The sequence below is a fragment of the Streptomyces sp. NPDC092369 genome, assembly GCF_044755245.1.
Lineage (GTDB): Bacteria > Actinomycetota > Actinomycetes > Streptomycetales > Streptomycetaceae > Streptomyces.
The window spans coordinates 256986-276614 of the sequence record NZ_JBIVQP010000006.1 but is presented as its reverse complement, the minus strand read 5'-3'; the positions used below and the strand labels follow the sequence as shown (position 1 = coordinate 276614).

General features: G+C 71.4%; 20 protein-coding genes. 9 read left to right on the top strand and 11 right to left on the bottom strand.

Going from position 1 to position 19629, the window contains the following annotated elements:
• The first annotated feature begins 14 nt into the window (after window positions 1-14).
• Window positions 15-1133, top strand: coding sequence for a ScbA/BarX family gamma-butyrolactone biosynthesis protein (locus tag ACIQI8_RS33170; RefSeq protein WP_402358657.1), 1119 nt, complete (start codon window positions 15-17; stop codon window positions 1131-1133).
• Here the strand turns inward: ACIQI8_RS33170 and ACIQI8_RS33165 are convergent.
• On the bottom strand, window positions 1106-1663 hold the full coding sequence (locus ACIQI8_RS33165) for a TetR family transcriptional regulator (protein WP_402358654.1): 558 nt from the start codon (window positions 1661-1663) through the stop codon (window positions 1106-1108). The genes ACIQI8_RS33170 and ACIQI8_RS33165 overlap by 28 nt on opposite strands.
• Window positions 1664-1740: 77 nt before the next feature.
• Here ACIQI8_RS33165 and ACIQI8_RS33160 point away from each other — a divergent pair, with 77 nt between their 5' ends.
• Entirely contained in the window at window positions 1741-2910 is a 1170-nt protein-coding gene (locus ACIQI8_RS33160) for an acyl-CoA dehydrogenase family protein (RefSeq protein WP_402358651.1), read from the top strand.
• On the opposite strand, the gene ACIQI8_RS33155 is transcribed toward ACIQI8_RS33160, so the two are convergent.
• The 7 genes from ACIQI8_RS33155 to ACIQI8_RS33125 form a co-directional block, all read right to left on the bottom strand.
• Window positions 2841-3317: a MerR family transcriptional regulator gene (locus ACIQI8_RS33155; protein ID WP_402358648.1), complete on the bottom strand. Its 477-nt coding sequence runs from the start codon at window positions 3315-3317 to the stop codon at window positions 2841-2843. The two genes, ACIQI8_RS33160 and ACIQI8_RS33155, sit on opposite strands and share 70 nt — an antisense overlap.
• Before the next feature lie 20 nt (window positions 3318-3337).
• On the bottom strand, window positions 3338-3589 hold the full coding sequence (locus tag ACIQI8_RS33150) for an acyl-CoA carboxylase subunit epsilon (protein WP_402358645.1): 252 nt from the start codon (window positions 3587-3589) through the stop codon (window positions 3338-3340).
• The gene (locus ACIQI8_RS33145) at window positions 3586-5190 is read right to left on the bottom strand and encodes an acyl-CoA carboxylase subunit beta (RefSeq protein ID WP_402358642.1); all 1605 of its coding nucleotides are present in this window, start codon (window positions 5188-5190) and stop codon (window positions 3586-3588) included. Before ACIQI8_RS33145 ends, ACIQI8_RS33150 begins: the two co-directional genes overlap by 4 nt.
• 129 nt (window positions 5191-5319) lie before the next feature.
• Complete coding sequence (locus tag ACIQI8_RS33140; RefSeq protein ID WP_402358639.1) at window positions 5320-6759, bottom strand: MFS transporter; 1440 nt, start codon at window positions 6757-6759, stop codon at window positions 5320-5322.
• A 66-nt stretch (window positions 6760-6825) separates the two neighbouring features.
• A complete protein-coding gene (locus ACIQI8_RS33135) occupies window positions 6826-7056 on the bottom strand; it encodes a 4-oxalocrotonate tautomerase family protein (protein WP_402358636.1) in 231 nt (76 codons plus the stop codon).
• 76 nt (window positions 7057-7132) lie between these two features.
• Window positions 7133-7921: an SDR family NAD(P)-dependent oxidoreductase gene (locus ACIQI8_RS33130; RefSeq protein ID WP_402358633.1), complete on the bottom strand. Its 789-nt coding sequence runs from the start codon at window positions 7919-7921 to the stop codon at window positions 7133-7135.
• Window positions 7922-8174: 253 nt separating this feature from the next.
• Window positions 8175-8777 carry a TetR/AcrR family transcriptional regulator gene (locus tag ACIQI8_RS33125; RefSeq protein ID WP_124003893.1) on the bottom strand — a complete coding sequence of 201 codons (603 nt, stop codon included), beginning with the start codon at window positions 8775-8777 and terminating at the stop codon, window positions 8175-8177.
• Window positions 8778-9004: 227 nt separating this feature from the next.
• Between ACIQI8_RS33125 and ACIQI8_RS33120 the strand changes: the two genes are divergently transcribed.
• The 5 genes from ACIQI8_RS33120 (at window position 9005) to ACIQI8_RS33100 (ending at window position 12934) form a co-directional block, all read left to right on the top strand.
• Complete coding sequence (locus ACIQI8_RS33120; RefSeq protein ID WP_402358630.1) at window positions 9005-9838, top strand: AfsA-related hotdog domain-containing protein; 834 nt, start codon at window positions 9005-9007, stop codon at window positions 9836-9838.
• Between the two features lie 97 nt (window positions 9839-9935).
• Window positions 9936-10562: a hypothetical protein gene (locus ACIQI8_RS33115; protein WP_402358628.1), complete on the top strand. Its 627-nt coding sequence runs from the start codon at window positions 9936-9938 to the stop codon at window positions 10560-10562.
• A 136-nt stretch (window positions 10563-10698) separates the two neighbouring features.
• The gene (locus tag ACIQI8_RS33110; protein ID WP_402358625.1) at window positions 10699-11604 is read left to right on the top strand and encodes a hypothetical protein; all 906 of its coding nucleotides are present in this window, start codon (window positions 10699-10701) and stop codon (window positions 11602-11604) included.
• 10 nt (window positions 11605-11614) lie between these two features.
• The gene (locus ACIQI8_RS33105; RefSeq protein WP_402358622.1) at window positions 11615-12733 is read left to right on the top strand and encodes a 3-oxoacyl-ACP synthase III family protein; all 1119 of its coding nucleotides are present in this window, start codon (window positions 11615-11617) and stop codon (window positions 12731-12733) included.
• A gap of 45 nt (window positions 12734-12778) precedes the next feature.
• Complete coding sequence (locus tag ACIQI8_RS33100; RefSeq protein ID WP_402358619.1) at window positions 12779-12934, top strand: hypothetical protein; 156 nt, start codon at window positions 12779-12781, stop codon at window positions 12932-12934.
• Between the two features lie 68 nt (window positions 12935-13002).
• On the opposite strand, the gene ACIQI8_RS33095 is transcribed toward ACIQI8_RS33100, so the two are convergent.
• The 3 genes from ACIQI8_RS33095 to ACIQI8_RS33085 form a co-directional block, all read right to left on the bottom strand.
• Window positions 13003-13815 (bottom strand): HAD family hydrolase, encoded by an 813-nt coding sequence (locus tag ACIQI8_RS33095; protein WP_402358616.1) that lies wholly within the window; start codon window positions 13813-13815, stop codon window positions 13003-13005.
• A 45-nt stretch (window positions 13816-13860) separates the two neighbouring features.
• Entirely contained in the window at window positions 13861-15522 is a 1662-nt protein-coding gene (locus ACIQI8_RS33090; protein WP_402358613.1) for an IclR family transcriptional regulator C-terminal domain-containing protein, read from the bottom strand.
• 74 nt (window positions 15523-15596) lie between these two features.
• A complete protein-coding gene (locus ACIQI8_RS33085; RefSeq protein WP_402358610.1) occupies window positions 15597-16892 on the bottom strand; it encodes a M6 family metalloprotease domain-containing protein in 1296 nt (431 codons plus the stop codon).
• Between the two features lie 290 nt (window positions 16893-17182).
• On the opposite strand from ACIQI8_RS33085, the gene ACIQI8_RS33080 reads away from it, so the two are divergent.
• A complete protein-coding gene (locus tag ACIQI8_RS33080) occupies window positions 17183-17827 on the top strand; it encodes a TetR/AcrR family transcriptional regulator (RefSeq protein ID WP_402359705.1) in 645 nt (214 codons plus the stop codon).
• Between the two features lie 207 nt (window positions 17828-18034).
• Entirely contained in the window at window positions 18035-19576 is a 1542-nt protein-coding gene (locus ACIQI8_RS33075; RefSeq protein WP_402358607.1) for an MFS transporter, read from the top strand.
• Window positions 19577-19629: the final 53 nt, after the last annotated feature.

The window sequence follows — 19629 nt, the reverse complement described above, 5'->3', positions numbered from 1 at the left end:
TGGGGGTTCAGACCATGCATCAGCCTGCCGCCATACCGGAAACCAAACCGGTCGCCATCGCATCCGGGCCCGTCCGCCCGGCCGCACCCGCACCCGTACGCCCGGCCACGCCCGCACCCGCACCCGTACGTCCACCCGTCCTCAGCTATCTCCAGCCCGTCCCCCGCCACATGGTGCACCGCGCCGCGATCGCCGAGGTCTTCCTCACCGACGCCGTCCGCACCGGCGAGCACAGCTTTCTCGTCGCCGCGCAGTGGCCGCGCGATCACGCGCTCTACTCGCCGGGGAGCGACGGGACGAGCGACCCGCTGCTGTTCATGGAGACCATCCGGCAGGCCCTGGTCTACCTCGCGCACGCCTACTACGACGTGCCGCTCAGCCACCGCTTCATCGGCTTCGGCTCGGAGTTCCGGATCACCGACCCGGCCGCGCTGCGCATCGGTGGGGAGCCGGTGCCCGTGGTGCTGGAAGCGCGGTGGGTGTGGGTGGGGAACCGGCCGCCGAATCGATTCGGCATGCGGTTGGAGGTCGTCCTGACCGTGGGCGGACGGGCGTGCGGGCACGGGGCGTTGCACGTCGTCGCCGTGGACGACAAGCGGTACGCCATGCTGCGCGGGCGGGGTGCCCTGCCGCGCGGCGCGGCGGTGGGCGGGAGCACGCGTGCGCCGCGTCCGGCGAACGGCCGGCCCGTCGAGCGCGTCCACCCCGCGGCCGTGGGCCGCCTGCGCGCCAAGGACAGCGTGCTCGTGCGTGAACGCACCGACGGGCCCTGGCAGTTGCTCGTCGACGTGGAGCACCCGATCTTCTTCGACCACCCAAGTGACCATGTGCCGCTGATGGTCACGTTGGAAGGCTTCCGGCAGCTCGGGCATCTGCTGCTGCACGCGGAGGTAGGCGCCCCGCGCGCCCCCGAAGCGGCCGGCGCCCCGCTCACCCTCCTCGGTATGGAGGTGGACTGCCTGGCCTTCGGGGAGTTGGACCAGCCGATCGACCTGGTGGTGGGGGAGCGGGAAACCGGCGCCGCCGGGGCGCGGTTGAGGCTCGACGCCGTGCAGGGCGGTACGGCGCTCGCGTCCTGCCGGGCGACCTGGGGTCCCGGCGCCGCTCACCGGGACGTACCGCTCAGCGCCTGACCGTCCGCCGGGAACGCGTCCCACAGATCGCGCACCCGCTCCGCCAGTCCGCGTCGGTCCGGGTCGGGCGCCGTGCAGTAGGCGCCCACCAGGATCACGACGGCGAGGTCGGCCAGGGGCGCGGTCGGTGGGCGCTCCCCCAGGGCGCGCAAGTCGGCCAGGACCTTGGGGGGTCGGGGCGTGGAGTGGATCTCGTCCATCGCCAGACGCAGCGCCGCGTTGACCCGTACGTCCGCCTCGATCCGTTCGGCCAGGGCGCAGGTCAGTGTGCGCAGCCGGTCCCTGGCCGGCAGGTCCTCGGCCGTGGTCCTGGCGACCAACTGGTCGACCACCTCGTCGAGATGAGCGGTCAGCGCCTGGGCCAACTGCTCCTTCGAGGCGAAGTGGCCGTACAGCGCGCCCTTGGTGAGTCCGGTGCGGTCCGCCACGTGCTGGAGGTTGGCGCGCGGATAGCCGTGCCGCAGGAACTCGGCCGCGGCGGCGTCGAGGACGAGTTCGTGGGTGCGGCGCGCACGTGCCTGCTTCGCCATGGCTGGTCCGTCCCTTCGTCCCTGGTCCCAAAAGAATACCTTCTTGAACGCACTTTTCTGTAGACGGGAGCTGCTCCATGTCCTCCAGCAACGTCCCCCGATCCGGCCGTCGGACCTCCGACCTCACCGACGACGTCCTCCTCCTCGCCGCCGAGCACGCCCGACTCGCCGACCAGGAACGGCGGTTGAGCGGCGAGGTCGTCACCACGCTCACCTCCGCCGGTCTCGCCCGCCACTTCGTGCCCAGGCGGTGGGGCGGGACGGAGGGGAGTTTCCTCGGGCTGCTCGAAGACGTCGCGGCCGTCGGCGAGGCCTGCACCTCCGCTGCCTGGGTCGCCATGCTGTGGGCCGCGCACGGGCGGTTCGCCGCGCTGTTGCCCGACGAGGGGCAGCGGGAGGTGTGGGGAGGCTCGCCCGACGTACGGATCGCCGCCGCGCTCGTGCCGCCGGCCGGGCGGGCCGAACCGGTCGACGGCGGCTGGCGGGTGACCGGGAGCTGGGGGTGCGTGAGCGGGGTCGAGCACGCCGCGTGGGTGCTGGTCGCCGCTCCGGAGGCGTACGGCGACGGGGTGCGCGTGTGTGCCGTGCCGGGTGATGCCGTGGACGTCGAGGACACCTGGGACGCCACCGGGTTGCGCGGCACCGGGAGCCACACGGCCGTGGTGCGGGACGCCTTTGTCCCGCACCGACGGACCGTCCCGCTCGCCGAGTTGATGCGCGGGAGCGATGCCCCGGAGGCCGCCCGCTGCCACCGTGTCCCCGCCCATCTCCCCGGCGGGCTCCTGTTCTGCGCCCCGGCGCTGGGCGCCGCCCGGCGGGCCGTGGCCGTGTGGTCCGAGTGGGCGGCGGCGAAGGGACCCGGCGGACGCCCCCACCACGACAGCTCGGCGGTACGCGAGACGCTCGCCCTGGCTTCGGCCCAAGTCGACGCGGCAGGACTGCTGTTGGAGCGCGCGGCCCGTCGCTCCGACACCGACCCCGTCAGCGACACCCTGGTCGCCGGCAACCGGCGCGACGCCGCCGTCGCCGCGCGGATGCTCGCCGACGCCGTCGACCGGCTGTTCCGTACCGGCGGTGCGCACATCCGTGACGGCTCGGGCGAACTGACCCGGCTGTGGCGGGATGTGCACACCGTCGCCTCCCACGGCGTACTGCGACTTGAGCCGGTGGCGGGCGCCTACGCCTCCGCCGTGCTCGGCGCGGACGGGGCAGAGGCCCGTACGAGTGCCGCCTCCCGCTCCAGGTAGAAGCCGATCTTCCAGTCCAGGTAGCGCAGCGTGGAGTCGTGCTCGCGGGCCTGCCCGCGCAGCAACTCACGGTGGGCTTCGAGGAGTTCGCGGCGGGCGGCGATGGTGGAGTCGCCCGCCCGGTACAGCTCGACGTAGTGGTTCATGTCGGCCGGTGACATTCCGGTGCTGCGCAGGTGGTTGAGGAACTCCAGCCAGCGCAGATGCAGCGGGCTGTAGGCGCGCCCGCCGTAGGGGTCCTCCGTGGCGCCCTCGATCAGGCCCTGGTCCTCGTACCAGCGCAGGGTGTCGGCGTCGAGGCCGCTGATGCGGACGACATCCTCCAGGGAGAAGGTCTCCGCGAGCGAAGTGACGTACGCGGTGGGGCGGTTGTCGTGGCCCGCGTGGGTGACAGGGGTCGTCGGCATGGTGATCGTGCTCCTCCGGGTCAGTGGCGCCAGGACGTGGCGGCGCGGTGCGGGGTCAGGGTGGGGCGGTGCCAGGTCGGTACGGGCGGGACGGGCGCGGGCTCCTCCGCGGCAGGCGACCGTCGGGCCAGTTCGAGCAGGACGGCGGTGGCGGCGGCCAGTTCCTCCGGGGTCGGGGCGCCGCGCACCACACGCAGCACGAACTCCCCGTCCTCCTCGGCCCGTTCTCCCCCGCCCGTCCCCTTGCTCTCGTCTCTTCTCGCTTCTCTCATGTCGGCTGGTTCCCGTGCTTGCGGGAGGGCAGGTCGCGGTGCTTGGTGCGGAGCATGGCGAGTGAGCGGATCAGCACCGCGCGGGTGTCGCGCGGGTCGATGACGTCGTCGACCAGACCGCGCTCGGCCGCGTAATAGGGGTGCATCAGCTCGGACTTGTACTCCGCGATACGCCGGGCCCGCGCCGCCTCCGGATCGGCCGCGGCGGCGATCTCCCGCCGGAAGACGACGTTGGCGGCACCCTCGGCGCCCATCACCGCGATCTCGTTGGTGGGCCAGGCGAAGGCCAGATCGGCGCCGATCGAGCGGGAGTCCATGACGATGTACGCGCCGCCGTACGCCTTGCGCAGCACCAGCGAGATGCGCGGGACCGTCGCATTGCAGTACGCGTACAGGAGCTTGGCGCCGTGCCGGATGATGCCGGCGTGCTCCTGGCCCACCCCCGGCAGAAAGCCCGGCACGTCCACCAGCGTCACCAGCGGGATGTTGAAGGAGTCGCAGAACTGCACGAACCGCGCGCCCTTCTCCGACGCGGCGATGTCCAACACCCCTGCCGTCACGGCCGGTTGGTTGGCGACCACTCCGACGACATGACCGTCGAGCCGGGCCAGCCCGCACACCAGGTTGGCCGCCCAGGAGGGCTGCACCTCGAAGAAGTCCCCGTCGTCGACGACCTCCTCGATCACGCGGTGGATGTCGTACGCCTGGTTCGGCTCGGCCGGCACCAGGTCGAGCAGCGCCTCGCAGCGCCGCTCCGGATCGTCCGACGGCGGTTCGTGGGGCGGGAGTTCGCGGTTGTTGGCGGGCAGGAGCGACAGCAGATGGCGTACGTCCTCCAGGCAGCCTGCCTCGTCGTCGTACGCCCCCGCTGCCACCCCGGAGACGCCCGCGTGGACGTCGGCGCCACCCAGCGCGTTGTGCGTGACCTGTTCTCCGGTCACCGCCTGGACGACGTCCGGGCCGGTGATGAACATCTGCGAGATGCCGCGCACCATGAAGACGAAGTCGGTGAGCGCGGGGGAGTAGGCCGCGCCGCCCGCGCACGGGCCGAGCATCACGCTGAGCTGCGGGATCACACCGGACGCGGCCACGTTGCGGGTGAAGATGCCGCCGTAGCCGGCGAGCGCGGAGACGCCCTCCTGGATGCGGGCGCCGGCCCCGTCGTTGAGGCTGACCAGCGGGGCGCCGGCGGCCAGCGCGAGGTCCATCACCTTGTGGATCTTGGCGGCGTGCGCCTCGCCGAGGGCGCCGCCGAAGATACGGAAGTCATGGGCGTAGACGAAGACGGTACGGCCATGGACCGTGCCCCAGCCGGTGACCACGCCGTCGGTGTGGGGCCGCCTCGCCTCCAGGCCGAAGCCGGTGGCGCGGTGCCGGCGCAGCGGCTCGATCTCGGTGAACGAGCCCTGGTCCAGGAGGAGTTCGACACGTTCGCGGGCGGTGAGCTTGCCGCGTGCGTGCTGCTGGTCGCTCGCACCCGGGGCCGGGCCCTCGTGCGCGAGCTGCCGTATCAGCTCCAGCTCGGTGAGGCGGGAGCGGGTTGTCGGGGGTGGGGCTGCGGGTGCGGGCGGAGCGACTGGGCGTTCCTCGGTGACGGTCATGGGTCCAGCATGACGTATTTAAATTCCTTCGTGAAGGTTTTTTAACGTGACTTTGCCGGAGCGGCCGCAGGCCTGCGGACATGCGGAAGCCCCGCACCCCTTCAGGGACACGGGGCTTCCGCTGAGCGGCTACGCCTTGCCGCCCGTCGATTTCGACAGCCGCGGCAGCAACATCGCCGTCACTGACGCCGTCGTCAGCAGCATCACCACGCTGATCACAAAGCTCGTGTCGAAGCCGTGCTGGAAGTGCGCCGGGTTCGCGATCAGCGCGCCGAAGGCCGCCACCGCGATGCAACTGCCCACCTGCCGGAAGGTGTTGAGCACCGCGGCCGCCGTGCCCGCCCGCTCGCCGTCGATGTTCTCCAGGATCGCCGCCGTCAGCGACGGCACCGCGAGCCCGCCGCCCAGGCCGATCGGGACCAGCAGCAGCACCGGGATCAGGTACGAGGTGGAGGAGGTGACCGTGAGCATCAGCAGCGCACCGGCCGCCATCACCACCTGCCCGATCGCCATCGGCACCCACGCACCCTTGCGGGCCGCGAGCTTGACGCCCGCCATGTTCACCACGGAGATCAGCGCGCACATCGGGATGAACATCGCGCCGGTGCTGATCGGGGAGGCGCCGCGCACCTGCTGGAAGTACATGCCGAGCAGGAAGATGGCGCCGTAGAAGACCGCGTTGATGGTGAAGCCGGCCGCCAGGCAGACCACGACCGTGCGGGACTTGAAGATGCTCAGCGGCACCATCGGGTGCTCGCGGCGGGACTGCGTCAGGACGAACGCCACCGTGGCGACCGCCGACAGCGCCAGCGTGCCGAGCACGTCGGGGCTGCTCCAGCCCGCGCGGCCGCCCTCGATGACGGCGTACGTCAGACCGGCGAGCGAGGCCACCACCGACAGCTGGCCGAACAGGTCGACCGGCGCGGCACGGCGGGCCGAGGGGGCGATACGGGTGAGGAGGGCGAGTCCGATCGCACCCACCGGAAGGTTCAGGTAGAACACCGCGCGCCAGCTCAGCCCGCTGGTGAGCATGCCGCCGATGACCGGTCCGAAGGCGACCGCGACGGAACCCGCGGCCGTCCAGATCGCGATGGCCCGGGCCCGCTTGCCCGGGTCGGAGTAGGTCTGCCGGATCAGCGCGAGCGAGGCCGGCACCATCAGCGCGGCGGCCCCGCCCTGCACCATGCGGGCGCCGATCAGCGTGCCCAGGTTGGGCGCGACACCGCAGGCCAGGGACGCCACGGTGAAGGCGGCCAGGCCCCAGGCGTAGGCCCGGCTGGCGCCGATCCGGTCCGAGAAGGTGCCCGCGGACAGCATGAACGCGGCGAACATCAGGGTGTAGCCGTCGACGATCCACTGCAGGTCGGCCATCGAGCCGCGCAGGTCGTGGGAGATGGCGGGCAGCGCCACGTTGACGACCGAGCCGTCGAGGGAGATGACGAAGAAGGCGAGCAGGGCCGCCGCGAGGACGGTGGTGGGGGAGGAGGTGCGCGGCGGAGCCGGTTCGCCCGGTACGACCGGGGTCCGGTCGCTCCGGTCGGTCCGCGCGGACCGGGTCAGGATGGCCATGGGAACTCTCCTTGAAAGAAGCCGAGTCGGGGTGGGGGAGCAGCGAGGGGAGAGGAGTGAAGGTGTTCAGACCTGCGCCGGGGCGCTTCGGCGGCGGCTGAGTTCGGCGAACTCGGGGTTCGTGCCGAGCACTCCGCCCTCGCCCCAGCGGTTCTGCGGGATCTCCTGGATGAAGACGGTGATCTTGTCGAGGGGCGCGCCGATCACGCGGTGCACCGTGGCGGTGAGCTCCTCGATCAGCTCCTGGCACTTCTCGTCGGTCTGGTTCGGCCAGGTGGTCATGTGGAGGATGGGCATGACGAAGCTCCTTGTGGCGTACGAGAGTTGAGGGCCGTGCGAAAGGTGAGGCTGCTGATCGAAGGGGCGCGGCGGGCTACAGCCCGGCCGAGGCTCCGCCGTCGACGGTGATCGCGGCGCCGGTCACGTGCCGGGCGGCGGGGGAGAGCAGGAAGGCGGCGAGCCGGGCCACGTCGGCCGGTTCGGCGAGCGTGCCGAGCGGTGTCCCGCCGGCGACCTGCGCGCTGACCTCCTCGGCGGTGGCGCCGGTGCGGTCGCCGATGGCCTTGGCGATCTCGTCCCACAGCGGGGTCCGTACGGCGCCGGGGTCGAGCACGTTGACGCGGATCCCGGCGCGGCCGAGGTCCTTGGAGACGGACTTCGCGAAGGCCGCGACGGCCGCGTTGACCGCGCTGTTCACCGGGAAGAGCGGGTCGGGGTCCTTCCGGAAGACCCCGCTGACCAGCACGACCGAGCCGCCGCCGGCCGCGGTCAGGGGACCGGCAAGCGCCCGCACGAGCCGCACCGCGCCGAGCAGCTTGCCGTTGAACGTGGCCTGCCACATCGCGTCGGTCGTCTCGGCGAGCGGGGCCAGCGGGCCGTCGCCCGCGGTGTGCACCAGCCCGTCCACCCGGCCGAGTTCGCCGACCACGGCATCCACGGTGGCGTCGACCTGGGCGGTGTCGTTGATGTCGGTCTCGTACGTCACGAGCCGGCCGGCACCGCCGGTGCGGGTGTCGATCTCGCGCCGGACGCGGTCCAGACGGGCCGCGTCCCGGCCGAGCAGGGCGACGGTGGCGTCGGAACGGGCGAGTTCCTCGACCACGGCGGCGCCCATGCCGCCGGTGGCGCCGCTGACGACGATGACGGGGGCGATGGTCTCCATGGGTTCCTCGATTTCCGGGGCATCGCCCCCAGTTGACGGAATGTCAGATCCCTGGGCGCGGTCCGAACGCAGCGGTTCCGGCCTGGTGATGAAGAAGGTAGCCGGGTTCGAGAGCTGGCGCAACCATCTAGTTGGTTTTCTGTTCGGTCGGCACCCGAAATCGCCTCCCGCGCGCCCTCCGACCAGCAAAAAGGGAGCCCGGAACAACCCGAACTCCCTTACCGAAACCCCGCGTTACCGCGGTGCGCTCCCCTCAGACCGACCCCTGCAGCACGTTGTCGATGATCGAGTGGCCGTGCGCCACGACACTGGTCCGCAGCAGCGCCCAGCCCGACTCCGTGTCACCGTCCGGGCCGAGCATCAGCCGGCGCTGCTGGGGCACGATGAACGGCCAGGAGGCGATGCCGACCAGGATGATGAGGACCCGGGCCGCCGCCGAGGGGTCGTCGATGCCGAGGGCGAGGCTGAGCGCGGCCGTCTTGTGGACGTAGTACGCCTCGCGTTCCTTCTCGTCCGGGATCGGTCCCGCGCCGTAGTGCAGACCCTCCCAGGCCAGCAGCCGCACCAGGTCGGACCGGCGGTGGTAGTCGAAGACCTCGCCGACGTAGGAGCGCAGGCCCTCCTCCGTGGTCGGGATCGGCACGACCTCGGACATGTGGGCGTACACCTTGCTCATCACGGCGGCGAACAGGGCTTCCTTGTTGCCGAAGTAGGCATAGATCCGCTGCTTGTTGACGCCGGAGCGCTCGGCGATGCGGTCCACGCGGGCACCCGCCAGACCGTGCTCGGAGAACTCCGCCTGGGCGGCCTCCAGGAGCTTGGCGCGGGTCTGCAGTCCCTTGGGTGTCTCAGCCATGGGGCGAGCGTAGTCCACCTGAAACCAACTGGATAGTTCTGAAAAACCAACTAGATGGTTGCGTTCTCGCCCGGACTCCTCTACGTTCTTCACATCGGCCCCGCCACACCGGCAGAAACCGGTAGGAAACCGTCATGAGCCGGCAGGTATCGGCATGGACGGCGGCGGACGGCCTCCGCACGTGACAAGCGACTAGCGACAGCTGTATCCCCACCAAGGAGAAACGCATGTCAGCCACAGCGACCCCCCGCACCCTGCTGATCGTCGGCGACCGTTTCGTCGGGTTCGCCGCACAGGACGACGTCCTCACCGTCACGCAGTTCGTCGAGGAGATGCGCCTCGGCGTGTACTCCTGGGACACCCGGCCGATCCTGGTACGCGCCGGACAGGGCGTCACCACCGAGGAATGGGAGCTCGTCCGCGGGCAGGCCCAACTCCTCGGCCTCGGCGACCGGTTGGACCTCGACTACCGGGCGCCGGCGCTCGCCGCGCGCGGCGAGGCCCACAAACACCGAAGCTGCAACACCCTCATAGCCGACCTGCGACGGGACGGCGAGGACCTGTTCTCCGCGACCCTGCGGGTGCACAACGACAACGAGCTGCTCATCGACCACCAGACCGGCGAACACGTCCAGGGCATGGTCGCCGTCGAGGCCGCCCGCCAGATGTTCCTCGCGGTCAGCGAGCGCTACCACGCCTCCCGCCACCTGGACCGCTCGTACTACTACGTCATCGAGTCGCTGAACACCGACTTCGAGAACTTCCTCTTCCCCGTCGACGCCACGGTCGTCTATCACACGCTCCGCGCCGAGACCGACGACCCGGACCGGCTCTCCTTCGCCGCGGAGATCTCCCTCCACCAGGCCGGCCGCCGCGCCTCGATCACCACGGTGACCTACACGGCCTTCGACAGCCCGGTCATCGAGGCCAAGGAACACCGCCGCGCGCGCGTCGCGGTGGAACACGCGGTGCGTACGGCGACGCAGGCGGCCGTGGCGGCGGGGGCCACGGCGGCGGGCGCGGGCACCAAGACCGGGCAGCCGGTGCTGGTCGGCGCCTGAGCGGATCGAGCCGGCCGCACAACTCACCTCGTAGACCCGTCACTTCACCACGCACCATCACCACTTCTCGCAGCGCCACTCACTCAAGGAGACAGCCATGTCCGCTTCCGCCGCCCTCATCACCGCCACCGAGCTCTTCGCCAAGCCCGAGCAGATCGACGCCGTCGCCGCGGCATGGCAGGCGCACAACGACGCCGCCGGGTTCGCGGGCCGCATCCTCTACCGCGGTCTGGAGAGCAACTCCGTCCTCGAACTCGCCCCGCTGAAGGGCTTCGAGGAGATGGAGGAGCTGCGCGCCGACTGGTGGAAGCTGTGGGAGGCCGTCGGCCCGCTGGGCGAGGGCGACTTCCGCCGCCAGTTCCTGCAGTTCGTCGAGGCGCCCAAGCCGGCCGCGGGGGCGCTGCCCGACACCCGGTACGTGCAGATGCGGCACGTCGAGGTCGTGCCGCGGGTCTACCGGCAGTACCGCGCCTGGCGCGAGGAGACCATCTTCGACGTCGTCCGCGCCTCCGAGGAGGTCGTCAGCTTCCAGGCGTTCCACTCGCTGGCCAGCACCGAGCCCGGCGTGATGTTCGTGTCCGGCTTCGACGCGGACCCGGCGAAATACATGGAGGCCTTCACCTCCCCGCGCTACCAGCAGATCGTCCGCGAGGCCGGCGACACGTACATCACCGGCGGCGACAACGGCCTGTACACCCGCATCTACGAGCGCTTCACCGCCTGATCCCGGCCCGGCTCGCCCCAACTCCCCTCCTGCCCACGGCCGGTCGCGGAACCCCCTCCGCACTGCGGTGCACCGAGCAAGGCGTCCCGCGGCCGGCCGTTCGTATCGGCTTCGCACCGGCGAAGGAGCACCCGACATGACCATCGCACCCGACCTGACCACCGCGCCCGGGGCAGTTGTCGCCCCCGCACCCATGACCCGCACCTACGACCTGAGCGTCACCACCCAGGGCCCCCTCTACCCGCCGAGCGAAATCGTCGACGCGAACGGTGACTTCGTCGTCGTCGGGCGCGTCAACCGGCCCGGCCCGGACGGCACGACAGTCTCCGAGTGGGGGAGCGCGGTGGTCTCCCCGGACAGCCCGCTGCCCCCGCTCGGCACCAACCTGCCCTACGACGTCGTGCGCGAGCTGGACTTCGCGGACCCGACCGGACCGGACGCCCAGGTCCAGCTGTACACACTGCCGTTGCCGTTGCCCTGCAACAACTACCCGATGCTGTTCGCCCCGGAACAGCGGCCCGACGCGCACGATGTGCGGCGGCCGAGTTATCCGCTGCACGGCGCTCCCATCCCGGACCTGCGGGAGGAGGACGGGCCCAAGGTGCGTGAGCCGATCACGCTGGGTCAATGGGTCAAGGCCCGGGGCCAGTTGGAGGTGCACGTGCCGGCGCACCGGCGGGGCGCCGACTTCTCGTTCGCCTTCACCGGCCTGATCCCCGACAGCCTCTACACCGTGATGTCGCTGCGCGAGCACGACCTCGACCCGGCGGGCCCGACCCGCCCCGGCCCACTCGGCGTGCCCAACGCGTTCATCAGCGACAGCAACGGCATGGCCCACTACCGCGCCACCCTGCCCAACCCCTTCCCCGCGCCCGGCACCCCGGGAGCCAACCGCGTGATCAACGTGGTCGTGCTGTGGATGAGCTACCAGCAGAACTACGGCGGCGCCATCGGCCACTTCGGCCTCGGCGGCGACATCCACGCCCAACTGAAGATGCGCGGCCCGAGCTTCGGCGAGTTCACGACGGTTGCGACCACCTGAGGAGAGACCCATGAGCACGAGCACCTCGATCGGCATCATCGCCACCGGCTCCTACCTGCCCGCCAGGGTCGTCGACAACGAAGAGGTCGGCGCGGCGGCGGGCGTAAGCGCCGAGTGGATCGAGCACAAGACCGGCATACGACGACGACACCGCGCCGCCCCGCACGAGGCCACCTCGGACCTCGCCGCCCGGGCCGCCCAACGGGCCCTTGAACAGGCCGGACTGACGTCGGATCAGATCTCGTACGTCGTCGTCGCCACCTCCACCCCCGATCACCCCCAGCCCGCCACCGCCGCCATCGTCACCGACCTCATCGGTGCCCGCCGCGCCGCCGCCTTCGACGTCAACTCGGTGTGCAGCGGCTTCATGTTCGCGCTCACGGCGGCGGACCGGATGCTGCGGGCGGACGCGGCCGACGCGGCCGGTGCCATGCGCCCGGACCCGGACCGTCCGTCCACGCACGGCCCGTACGCCCTGGTCATCGGTGCGGACGTCTACTCCCGCATCCTGGACGAGGGCGACCGCAAGACGGCCATCCTGTTCGGTGACGGCGCCGGCGCGGTGGTTCTCGGTCCGGTGCCCGCCGGGGCCGGGTCCCTCGTCACCAGCCTGACCACGCGCGGCGACCAGCACCGCCTGATCAGCGTGCCGGCGGGTGGCAGCAGGCGGCCGGCGTCGGCGGACACGCTGGCGGAGGGCGCGCACTGGTTCACGATGGACGGGCGCGGTGTCCGGGGCTTCGTGCAGGACAACCTGCCCGGCGCGATCCACGAGTTGCTGGCCAAGGCGGGCGTACCCGGCCGTGCGGTCCGGCACTTCGTCCCGCACCAGGCCAACGGCGTGATGCTCGCCGAGGTCTGGCCCGCCCTCGGCCTGGACGCGGCCCGCATGCACCTGGCCCTCGCCCTGCACGGCAACACGGGTGCCGCGTCCGTTCCGATCACGCTCGATCTCGCCCACCGGCGCGGCCTGTTCACCGAGGGCGACCTCACCGTCCTGTCGGCCTTCGGCGGCGGGATGTCGGTCGGCTCGGCCCTCCTGCGCTGGGCACCGACCCGGCACGCCCGCCCGGCCCGGCAGCGCACGGCCGCTCCCGCGGTGGAGCCCGTACTGGTGGGAGCGCGTTAGCGGCAACCGACCCGGACGCAGACGACCAATGGAGAGGTGAGCGAGATGCGACAGCGCAGGACGAGAAAGGGCAAGACCGTTCCGGCAACGCCCACGAGGACACCCGCCACCGCCCCACGAGCGAAGGCACCGGTCCTCCGCCTCGCGGGCGACAGCGAGGACGCCTGGCTGGAACCGCACATCTGCCGGAGCATCGACTGAGCCGGCACACGCGTGAGGGGACGGAGGATCGGACCTCCGTCCCCTCACGTATGTCAGCCCGATTCCCTTCAGCCCAGCGGCAATGCGCAATCCCCCGAGCACCCCTCGGAGTGCTCGTCCCGGCCCATCGACCAACAGGCCAGCGCGCAGCCGGAGTTCGCGACCCCCGCACTCCGCCTCGCCAGATGCTCCCGTACCGCCGGATCGTCCCCGACCGCCCGCGGATGCCCCACGCAGTCGAGCATCGGGAAGTCCGAGGGATGGTCGCCGTAGGCGAAGCAGTCGCGCGGGTCGACGCCGGGGTGTTCGGCGAGCAGCCGCAGGACCGCCGCCCGCTTGCCCTCGCCGATCACGGGCTCGGGGACCTCGCCGGTGTACTGGCCGTCCTGGACGACCGGCGTGGTGCACACCACGTGCCGGGCGCCGACGCGTTCGGCGATCGGGTCGAGGCAGGGCGCGAAGGACCCGGAGACGAGGACGACCTCGGCGCCCGCGGCCCGGTGCCGGTCCAGCTCCGCCACGGTGGACGCGATGAAGAACCCCGGCTCCCGCGAGGCGAGGTCGAACCACGCGCGGCCGAGAGTCGTCATCGTTTCCGCGCTCTCACCGGCGTAGGCGCGGTAGTAGGACCGGTTGACGGCCTCCCGCGGCGCGCCGGCGGCGGACTGCCGGCGCAGTTCCCCGGCGAGTTCCTCGTACCAGCGCGCCCCGGCGTCCCCGTACCGGCGCATGCGCTGGAAGCGGGCGAACTCGAACATGCTCTTGCAGTTGATCAGCGTCTCGTCGACGTCACAGAAGACGAGATACGCGGGCCGGTGGACGCCACCCGCGCCTCCGGCCCCCGCCTGTATGCCCGTCTCCGTGGCTGCCAGTACCGTCATCGCTCGGACTCCCCCTCCGTCGAATAACATTCCTTCGCGAAGGTATCAGGTGAGGGGCACCGCCCGGAAGCGCCCCGCGATCCGCACGTCCGCCTCGATGCGGTCGGCGGCGGCGCGCAGGGCCGGGAGGATGTCGTGGACGCACTCCTCGGCGGTGCGGCGGCTGCTGTGCAGGGCGACGTTCACGGCGGCGACGATCTGTCCGCCGCGCTCGCGTACCGGGACCGCGATCGACCGCAGGCCCTCCTCCAACTCCCCGTCGACCAGGGCGTATCCGTTCGTGCGGACGCGGTCCAGTTCGGCCCGCAGGGCGTCGGGGTCGGTGAGGGTGTGGCGGGTCAGCGGGCGCAACTCGGGGAAGTGCGGCGCCGGTTGGCCGGCCAGGATCACCCGGCCCATCGAGGTGGCGTACGCGGGCAGGCGGGTGCCGATGGTGATGTTGACGCTCATGATGCGGCTGGTGGCGACGCGCGCGGTGTACTGGATCTCGTCGCCGGTGAGAATCGCGAGCGAGGACGACTCGTGGACCTGCGCGGAGAGTTCGGCCAGGTGCGGGGTGGCGATCCCAGGGAGGGCGATACGGGACAGCGGGGGGTAGCCGAGGTCCAGGACGCGCGGGGTGAGGCGGAAGACGCGGTCCTCGGCGGCGATGTGGCCCAGGTGCTCGTAGGTGATGAGGGCGCGGCGGGCGGTGGCGCGGGCGAGGCCCGTGGACTGGGCGACCTCGGTGAGGGTGAGGGCGGCGCGGCCCTCGCCGAAGGCCGTCAGGACGGTCAGTCCGCGCGCGAGCGACTCGATGAACTCCCGGCCCAGTTCCTGCTTGGAGGCGCCGGTCCAGCCGGCCAGTCCGGAGGGGGCCGCGCCGGGGGCCGGGGGTGGTGCGGTGCGCAGTTGCTCCTGCATGTCCGCGACCGCGGCCCGCAGGCTGGGCAGCAGGGTGTCGCGCAGATCGGCGGCGGTGTGCCGGCTGGTGTGGCTGACCACGCTGACCGCGCAGGCGACCTTGCCGGTGCGAGGATCCCGTACCGGCATCGAGACCGCGACCAGGCCCGGCTCGATCAGCTCGTCGTCCAACGCCCAGCCGTCCGTGGCGGCTTGGGCCGCCCGGCGCTCGAAGTCGGCTTCCCTGTCCGTGTGTTCGTGGGGCGGCAGGGCCGGGAAGCCTCGGTCCTGCGGGTCCGCCGACCGGCGTGCGCGCCAGGTCCGCCATTCCCGTGCCGTCCACTCCGTCGCGAACAGCGGGCCCGGCGCGGTGCGTTCGGCCGGCAGCAGGTCGCCGATGCGGAAGCTGAGGGACATCGCGCGGCGGCGGGTGGCCTGGTGGATGAAGCGGATGCCGTCGCGGTCGGCGACTGCCAGGGACACCGACTCGTCCAGCTCGTCGGCGAGGGCGTCGGCGCGCGCGTCCAGCAGCGCGGGCAGACGCAGGGCGGAGAGATAGGCGTTGCCCAGTTCCATCAGGCGGGGGGTGAGGATCGCGTCGCGGCCGTCGAGACGGACGTACCCCATGCGCGCGAGGGTCGCGGTGATGCGGTCGACCGTGGAGCGGGCGAGTCCGGTGGCCCGCTCCAGGCCGCTGAGGCTGACTGTGCCGCCGGCCTCGGTCAGCTCCCGCAGCACGGCGATCCCTCTGATCAGGGGCGTGACCGCCTCCGCCGGCACCGCTGAAGCATCGGCAAGGGCGTCCAACGTGCGGTTCGCGGCCATCACATCTCCGGTACGGCAATCAGGGCAGGCCTACCGTAATGCGCCGACCCGTGCGCCTACCGCCCCGCGGCCCGTCACCGGCGGGTGACCCGTACCCGGTAGTCCCCGGCCAGATCCGCTCCCGCCACCGAGATCTGGATCCCGCGGCGCGGGTCCTTGAAGGTCTCGCCGGGGGTGAAGGGGGCGTCGGACAGTTCGGCGTTGACGTTCGGGCTGCGGGTGCAGCCTCCGCTGTCGCGCCGGGAGTCGTAGACCGTGACCGGGCCCATGCCGGTGTCCACGTCGGCGTCGACCCGGTAGACCAGGACGCCCGGCCGGCACACGGTCTCGTCGTTGCCCTCGCGGGTGCGCAGCTCCAGCGCGTAGCCGGTGCGGGTACCGGTCGGGACGAAGATCAGCTTCGCGCCGCCCGGGCGGGCCAGCGGGGTCAGCGTGTACTCGGTCGTGCCGCGGCTCGCCGCGCAGCCGACCTGTGAGGCGTCCAGCCAGCCCAGCTTCCACTTGTGCCAGCCCAGCAGGTCGTTGTTGGCGCCCCAGTCCTCGCTCATGATGTCCCAGTGGCCGACCGAGCCGCCGCCCTCCTGGGTGTAGAGGTCGGGCAGGCCGAAGACATGGCCGTTCTCGTGCGGGAGCACGCGGTAGCCGGTCTGCGCGTAGGAGCCGGAGCCGTCGTCCTGGCGGGAGTAGACGAAGGAGGCGTTCGCCACGGGGACGCCGTCGGCGACCGGGGCGTCCATGTTCCCGGCGAACGTCACCGACAGGACGGTGTCCAGCGCGGAGGGGCCCGCGTTCGGGGTGACCAGCACGTTCAGGAAGTCGTAACCGCGGAAGTCGACGTCCGGGTCGGCGGCGGACACGATGTCCTGGACCAGGTCGCGGTAGCCGGGGTCGAAGGGCGCGCCGCGCTCTATGCCGTACGCCCGGAAGGACTTGGGCATGCGCAGCCAGCGCGGGATCGGGGTCTCGGGGCGGTAGTCGAGGCGGCCGTAGGACGCGGTGGTGAACCACTCCTGGGTCTGCGGGAAGAACTCGTGGAAGCGGTCGAGCGCGGTGCCTTTGCCGGGCGCGTCCGAGAAGTCGACCATCAGGGTCAGGGCGCGGACCGTGCCGGTGGAGCGGGAGTAGCCGCCGGGGGTGGGCACGCCCTCCGACATCTGGACGGTGTGGCCGCCGCTGATCATGCAGGGACCGAAGGCGGCGGAGCGGGCCAGGGCGACCGAGCCGGCGCCGGCCGTGGTGGAGCCGGCCGTGAGGTGCCCGGTGCCGGCCGAGGTGCTGACCGCCAGGGTCAGCGCGGTCACCGACGCGAGGGCGGCCACGCGGCGCGGGCGTATCCGACGGCGGAGCGGCTGGGATCGCTCAGGCGGCATGCACGGGCCCTTCGTCCATGGCAGCCGCCGGTCTCTGGCTGCGCCCTTTCGATCACCCTGGGTCGCGGGTCGCGGGGGCGCGCGCTGGAGGAGCCGAACGGAGGTTTCCGCACGGAGGGCATGTGACTCAGGTCACAGGAAGTCTTCGTCAGGTCGGGAAATAACCGGGGATCGTTTCCCCGTTTAATCAGGCGTCCGAGCGAAACGGGGACTGCTTCCCCGGATCCCGGGATCCGGCCTCAGGACCTGATCGCTGAACCATCGACTTGAAGGAGTACGCCGTGACCGCCATGACGACCGCGAACCCCGTGCAGCGCAAGGTGCCCCGGCCACGAGCCGACGCCCTGCGCAACCGGGAGCGGATCGTCACCGCCGCCCGCGAGATGTTCACGGAGTTCGGCCCTGACGTGCCGCTCGACGAGATCGCCCGCAGGGCAGGCGTGGGCAACGCCACGGTGTACCGCAACTTCCCCGACCGCGACGCGCTGGTCCGCGAGGTCGTCTGCTCCGTCATGGACCGGACGACCGAGGCGGCCGAGGTGGCGCTCGCGGAGAACGGGGACGCGTTCGGGGCGCTGGAGCGCTTCGTGCACGCGGCCGCCGACGAGCGGGTCAGTGCGCTGTGCCCGATGATCTCCAGCACCTTCGACCAGCACCACCCGGATCTGGTGGACGCCCGCGAGCGGTGCGAGGAGCTCATCGGGGAGATCATGGGCCGCGCCAAGGCGGCCGGTCAGCTCCGCACCGACGTGGACGTCGGCGACATCATGATGGCGGTCGCCCAGCTCAGCCGGCCCCTGGCCGGTACGGCGTGCTTCAGCGTGGACCGCTTCGTCCACCGCCATCTCCAGCTGTTCCTGGACGGACTGCGGGCCCCGGCCCCCTCCGTGCTGCCGGGTACGGCGATGACCATGGAGGACCTGCGCAGGGTCTGACGACGACAACCGACCGATCAGTCAGGAGTCACGGGGGAGTCTCAACACCGCAGAACGTTCTCGACAGCTTCAGAACCGACTCAGTGCCGCGCCGCACCTTCCACAGCGCGTCCGGCACACCACCGGCCGTCAACGACGACAGGCCGTTCAGGACACAGTCTTCTTTTCCGTATTTTTCCGTCCCGAAGTACCGAAGTGGGTACCCCCATGTCTGAAACAGCCACCAAGGCTAATGGCGTGCCGGCGACGTCCGGCGACGCCAACCGCTGGAAGGCGCTCGTCTTCATCGCGCTCGCCCAGCTGATGGTCGTGCTCGACGCGACCATCGTGAACATCGCCCTGCCCTCCGCCCAGCAGGACCTGGGCATATCCGACGGCAACCGGCAGTGGGTCGTCACGGCCTATGCCCTCGCCTTCGGTGGGCTCCTCCTCTTCGGCGGCCGCATCGCCGACCTCTGGGGCCGCAAGCGCGCCTTCGTCGTCGGTCTGATCGGTTTCGCCCTGGCCTCCGCGCTCGGCGGTGCCGCCACCAGCGGCGCCATGATGTTCGGCGCCCGCGCCCTCCAGGGTGCCTTCGGCGCCCTGCTCGCCCCGGCCGCGCTCTCCCTGCTCGCCGTGATGTTCACCGACGCCAAGGAGCGCGCCAAGGCCTTCGGCATCTACGGTGCGATCGCCGGTGGCGGTGGCGCCGTCGGCTTCATCCTCGGCGGTGTGCTGACCGAGTACCTGGACTGGCGCTGGACGTTCTTCGTCAACATCCCCTTCGCCATCGTCGCCGCGCTCGGCGCGTACTTCGTCATCCGTGAGCCCGAGGGCGGCCGCAACCGCAACCCGCTCGACATCCCGGGCGTGCTGCTGTCCACCCTCGGTCTGGTCTCGCTGGTCTACGGCTTCACCCGCGCCGAGTCCGACGGCTGGGGCGACACCTCGACCATCGCGCTGTTCATCGCGTCCGCGGTCCTGCTGATCTCGTTCGTCATCGTCGAGGCCAAGGTCAAGGCCCCGCTGCTGCCGCTGCGCGTGATCACCGACCGCAACCGCGGCGGTATCTACCTCTCGCTCGGCATCGCCATCATCGCGATGTTCGGCACGTTCCTCTTCCTGACCTACTACCTCCAGGTCGTGAAGGGCTTCTCGCCGATCGAGACCGGCTTCGCCTTCCTGCCGATGATCGTCGGCATGATGGTCGGCTCCACCCAGATCGGCACCCGCCTGATGACCCGCCTGCCGGCCCGCCTGCTCATGGGCCCCGGCTTCCTGGTCGCCGCGGTCGGCATGCTCCTGATGACGCAGCTGGAGATCGGCTCGTCGTACGCCTCGATCATCCTGCCCGCGATGCTGCTGCTCGGTCTCGGCATGGGTACGGCGTTCATGCCCGCCATGTCGCTGGCCACCCTGGGCGTCGAGCCCCGGGACGCGGGTGTCGCCTCCGCGATGGTCAACACCTCGCAGCAGGTGGGCGGCGCGATCGGCACGGCCCTGCTGAACACGATCGCCGCGTCCGCGACGACCGCGTACATCAAGGACCACATCGCCTCGGCGGGTACCTCCAAGACCCAGCAGCAGCTCGTCGCGCTGCAGGGCCAGGTGCACGGCTACACCAACGCCATCTGGTTCGCGGTCGGCATGCTGGTCGCAGCCGCCGCGATCGTCTCGGTCCTGGTCACCGCCGGCAAGCAGGGCGGCGGCCCGGTCGCCACCGGTGACGCGGTGGAGGACGAGCTGGCCGTACCGGTGATCGCCCACTGACGGCCGCCGAGGTACCCCTTCGGAAAACTCGTACGTACGGGGAAGGGGACGCC

Bases quoted from the DNA above. Each gene is read 5' to 3' on its own strand.
- ACIQI8_RS33170 (WP_402358657.1), top strand. From the start codon at position 15: ATGCATCAGCCTGCCGCCATACCGGAAACCAAACCGGTCGCCATCGCA.
- ACIQI8_RS33165 (WP_402358654.1), bottom strand. From the start codon at position 1,663: ATGGCGAAGCAGGCACGTGCGCGCCGCACCCACGAACTCGTCCTCGAC.
- ACIQI8_RS33160 (WP_402358651.1), top strand. From the start codon at position 1,741: ATGTCCTCCAGCAACGTCCCCCGATCCGGCCGTCGGACCTCCGACCTC.
- ACIQI8_RS33155 (WP_402358648.1), bottom strand. From the start codon at position 3,317: ATGCCGACGACCCCTGTCACCCACGCGGGCCACGACAACCGCCCCACC.
- ACIQI8_RS33150 (WP_402358645.1), bottom strand. From the start codon at position 3,589: ATGAGAGAAGCGAGAAGAGACGAGAGCAAGGGGACGGGCGGGGGAGAA.
- ACIQI8_RS33145 (WP_402358642.1), bottom strand. From the start codon at position 5,190: ATGACCGTCACCGAGGAACGCCCAGTCGCTCCGCCCGCACCCGCAGCC.
- ACIQI8_RS33140 (WP_402358639.1), bottom strand. From the start codon at position 6,759: ATGGCCATCCTGACCCGGTCCGCGCGGACCGACCGGAGCGACCGGACC.
- ACIQI8_RS33135 (WP_402358636.1), bottom strand. From the start codon at position 7,056: ATGCCCATCCTCCACATGACCACCTGGCCGAACCAGACCGACGAGAAG.
- ACIQI8_RS33130 (WP_402358633.1), bottom strand. From the start codon at position 7,921: ATGGAGACCATCGCCCCCGTCATCGTCGTCAGCGGCGCCACCGGCGGC.
- ACIQI8_RS33125 (WP_124003893.1), bottom strand. From the start codon at position 8,777: ATGGCTGAGACACCCAAGGGACTGCAGACCCGCGCCAAGCTCCTGGAG.
- ACIQI8_RS33120 (WP_402358630.1), top strand. From the start codon at position 9,005: ATGTCAGCCACAGCGACCCCCCGCACCCTGCTGATCGTCGGCGACCGT.
- ACIQI8_RS33115 (WP_402358628.1), top strand. From the start codon at position 9,936: ATGTCCGCTTCCGCCGCCCTCATCACCGCCACCGAGCTCTTCGCCAAG.
- ACIQI8_RS33110 (WP_402358625.1), top strand. From the start codon at position 10,699: ATGACCATCGCACCCGACCTGACCACCGCGCCCGGGGCAGTTGTCGCC.
- ACIQI8_RS33105 (WP_402358622.1), top strand. From the start codon at position 11,615: ATGAGCACGAGCACCTCGATCGGCATCATCGCCACCGGCTCCTACCTG.
- ACIQI8_RS33100 (WP_402358619.1), top strand. From the start codon at position 12,779: ATGCGACAGCGCAGGACGAGAAAGGGCAAGACCGTTCCGGCAACGCCC.
- ACIQI8_RS33095 (WP_402358616.1), bottom strand. From the start codon at position 13,815: ATGACGGTACTGGCAGCCACGGAGACGGGCATACAGGCGGGGGCCGGA.
- ACIQI8_RS33090 (WP_402358613.1), bottom strand. From the start codon at position 15,522: ATGGCCGCGAACCGCACGTTGGACGCCCTTGCCGATGCTTCAGCGGTG.
- ACIQI8_RS33085 (WP_402358610.1), bottom strand. From the start codon at position 16,892: ATGCCGCCTGAGCGATCCCAGCCGCTCCGCCGTCGGATACGCCCGCGC.
- ACIQI8_RS33080 (WP_402359705.1), top strand. From the start codon at position 17,183: ATGACGACCGCGAACCCCGTGCAGCGCAAGGTGCCCCGGCCACGAGCC.
- ACIQI8_RS33075 (WP_402358607.1), top strand. From the start codon at position 18,035: ATGTCTGAAACAGCCACCAAGGCTAATGGCGTGCCGGCGACGTCCGGC.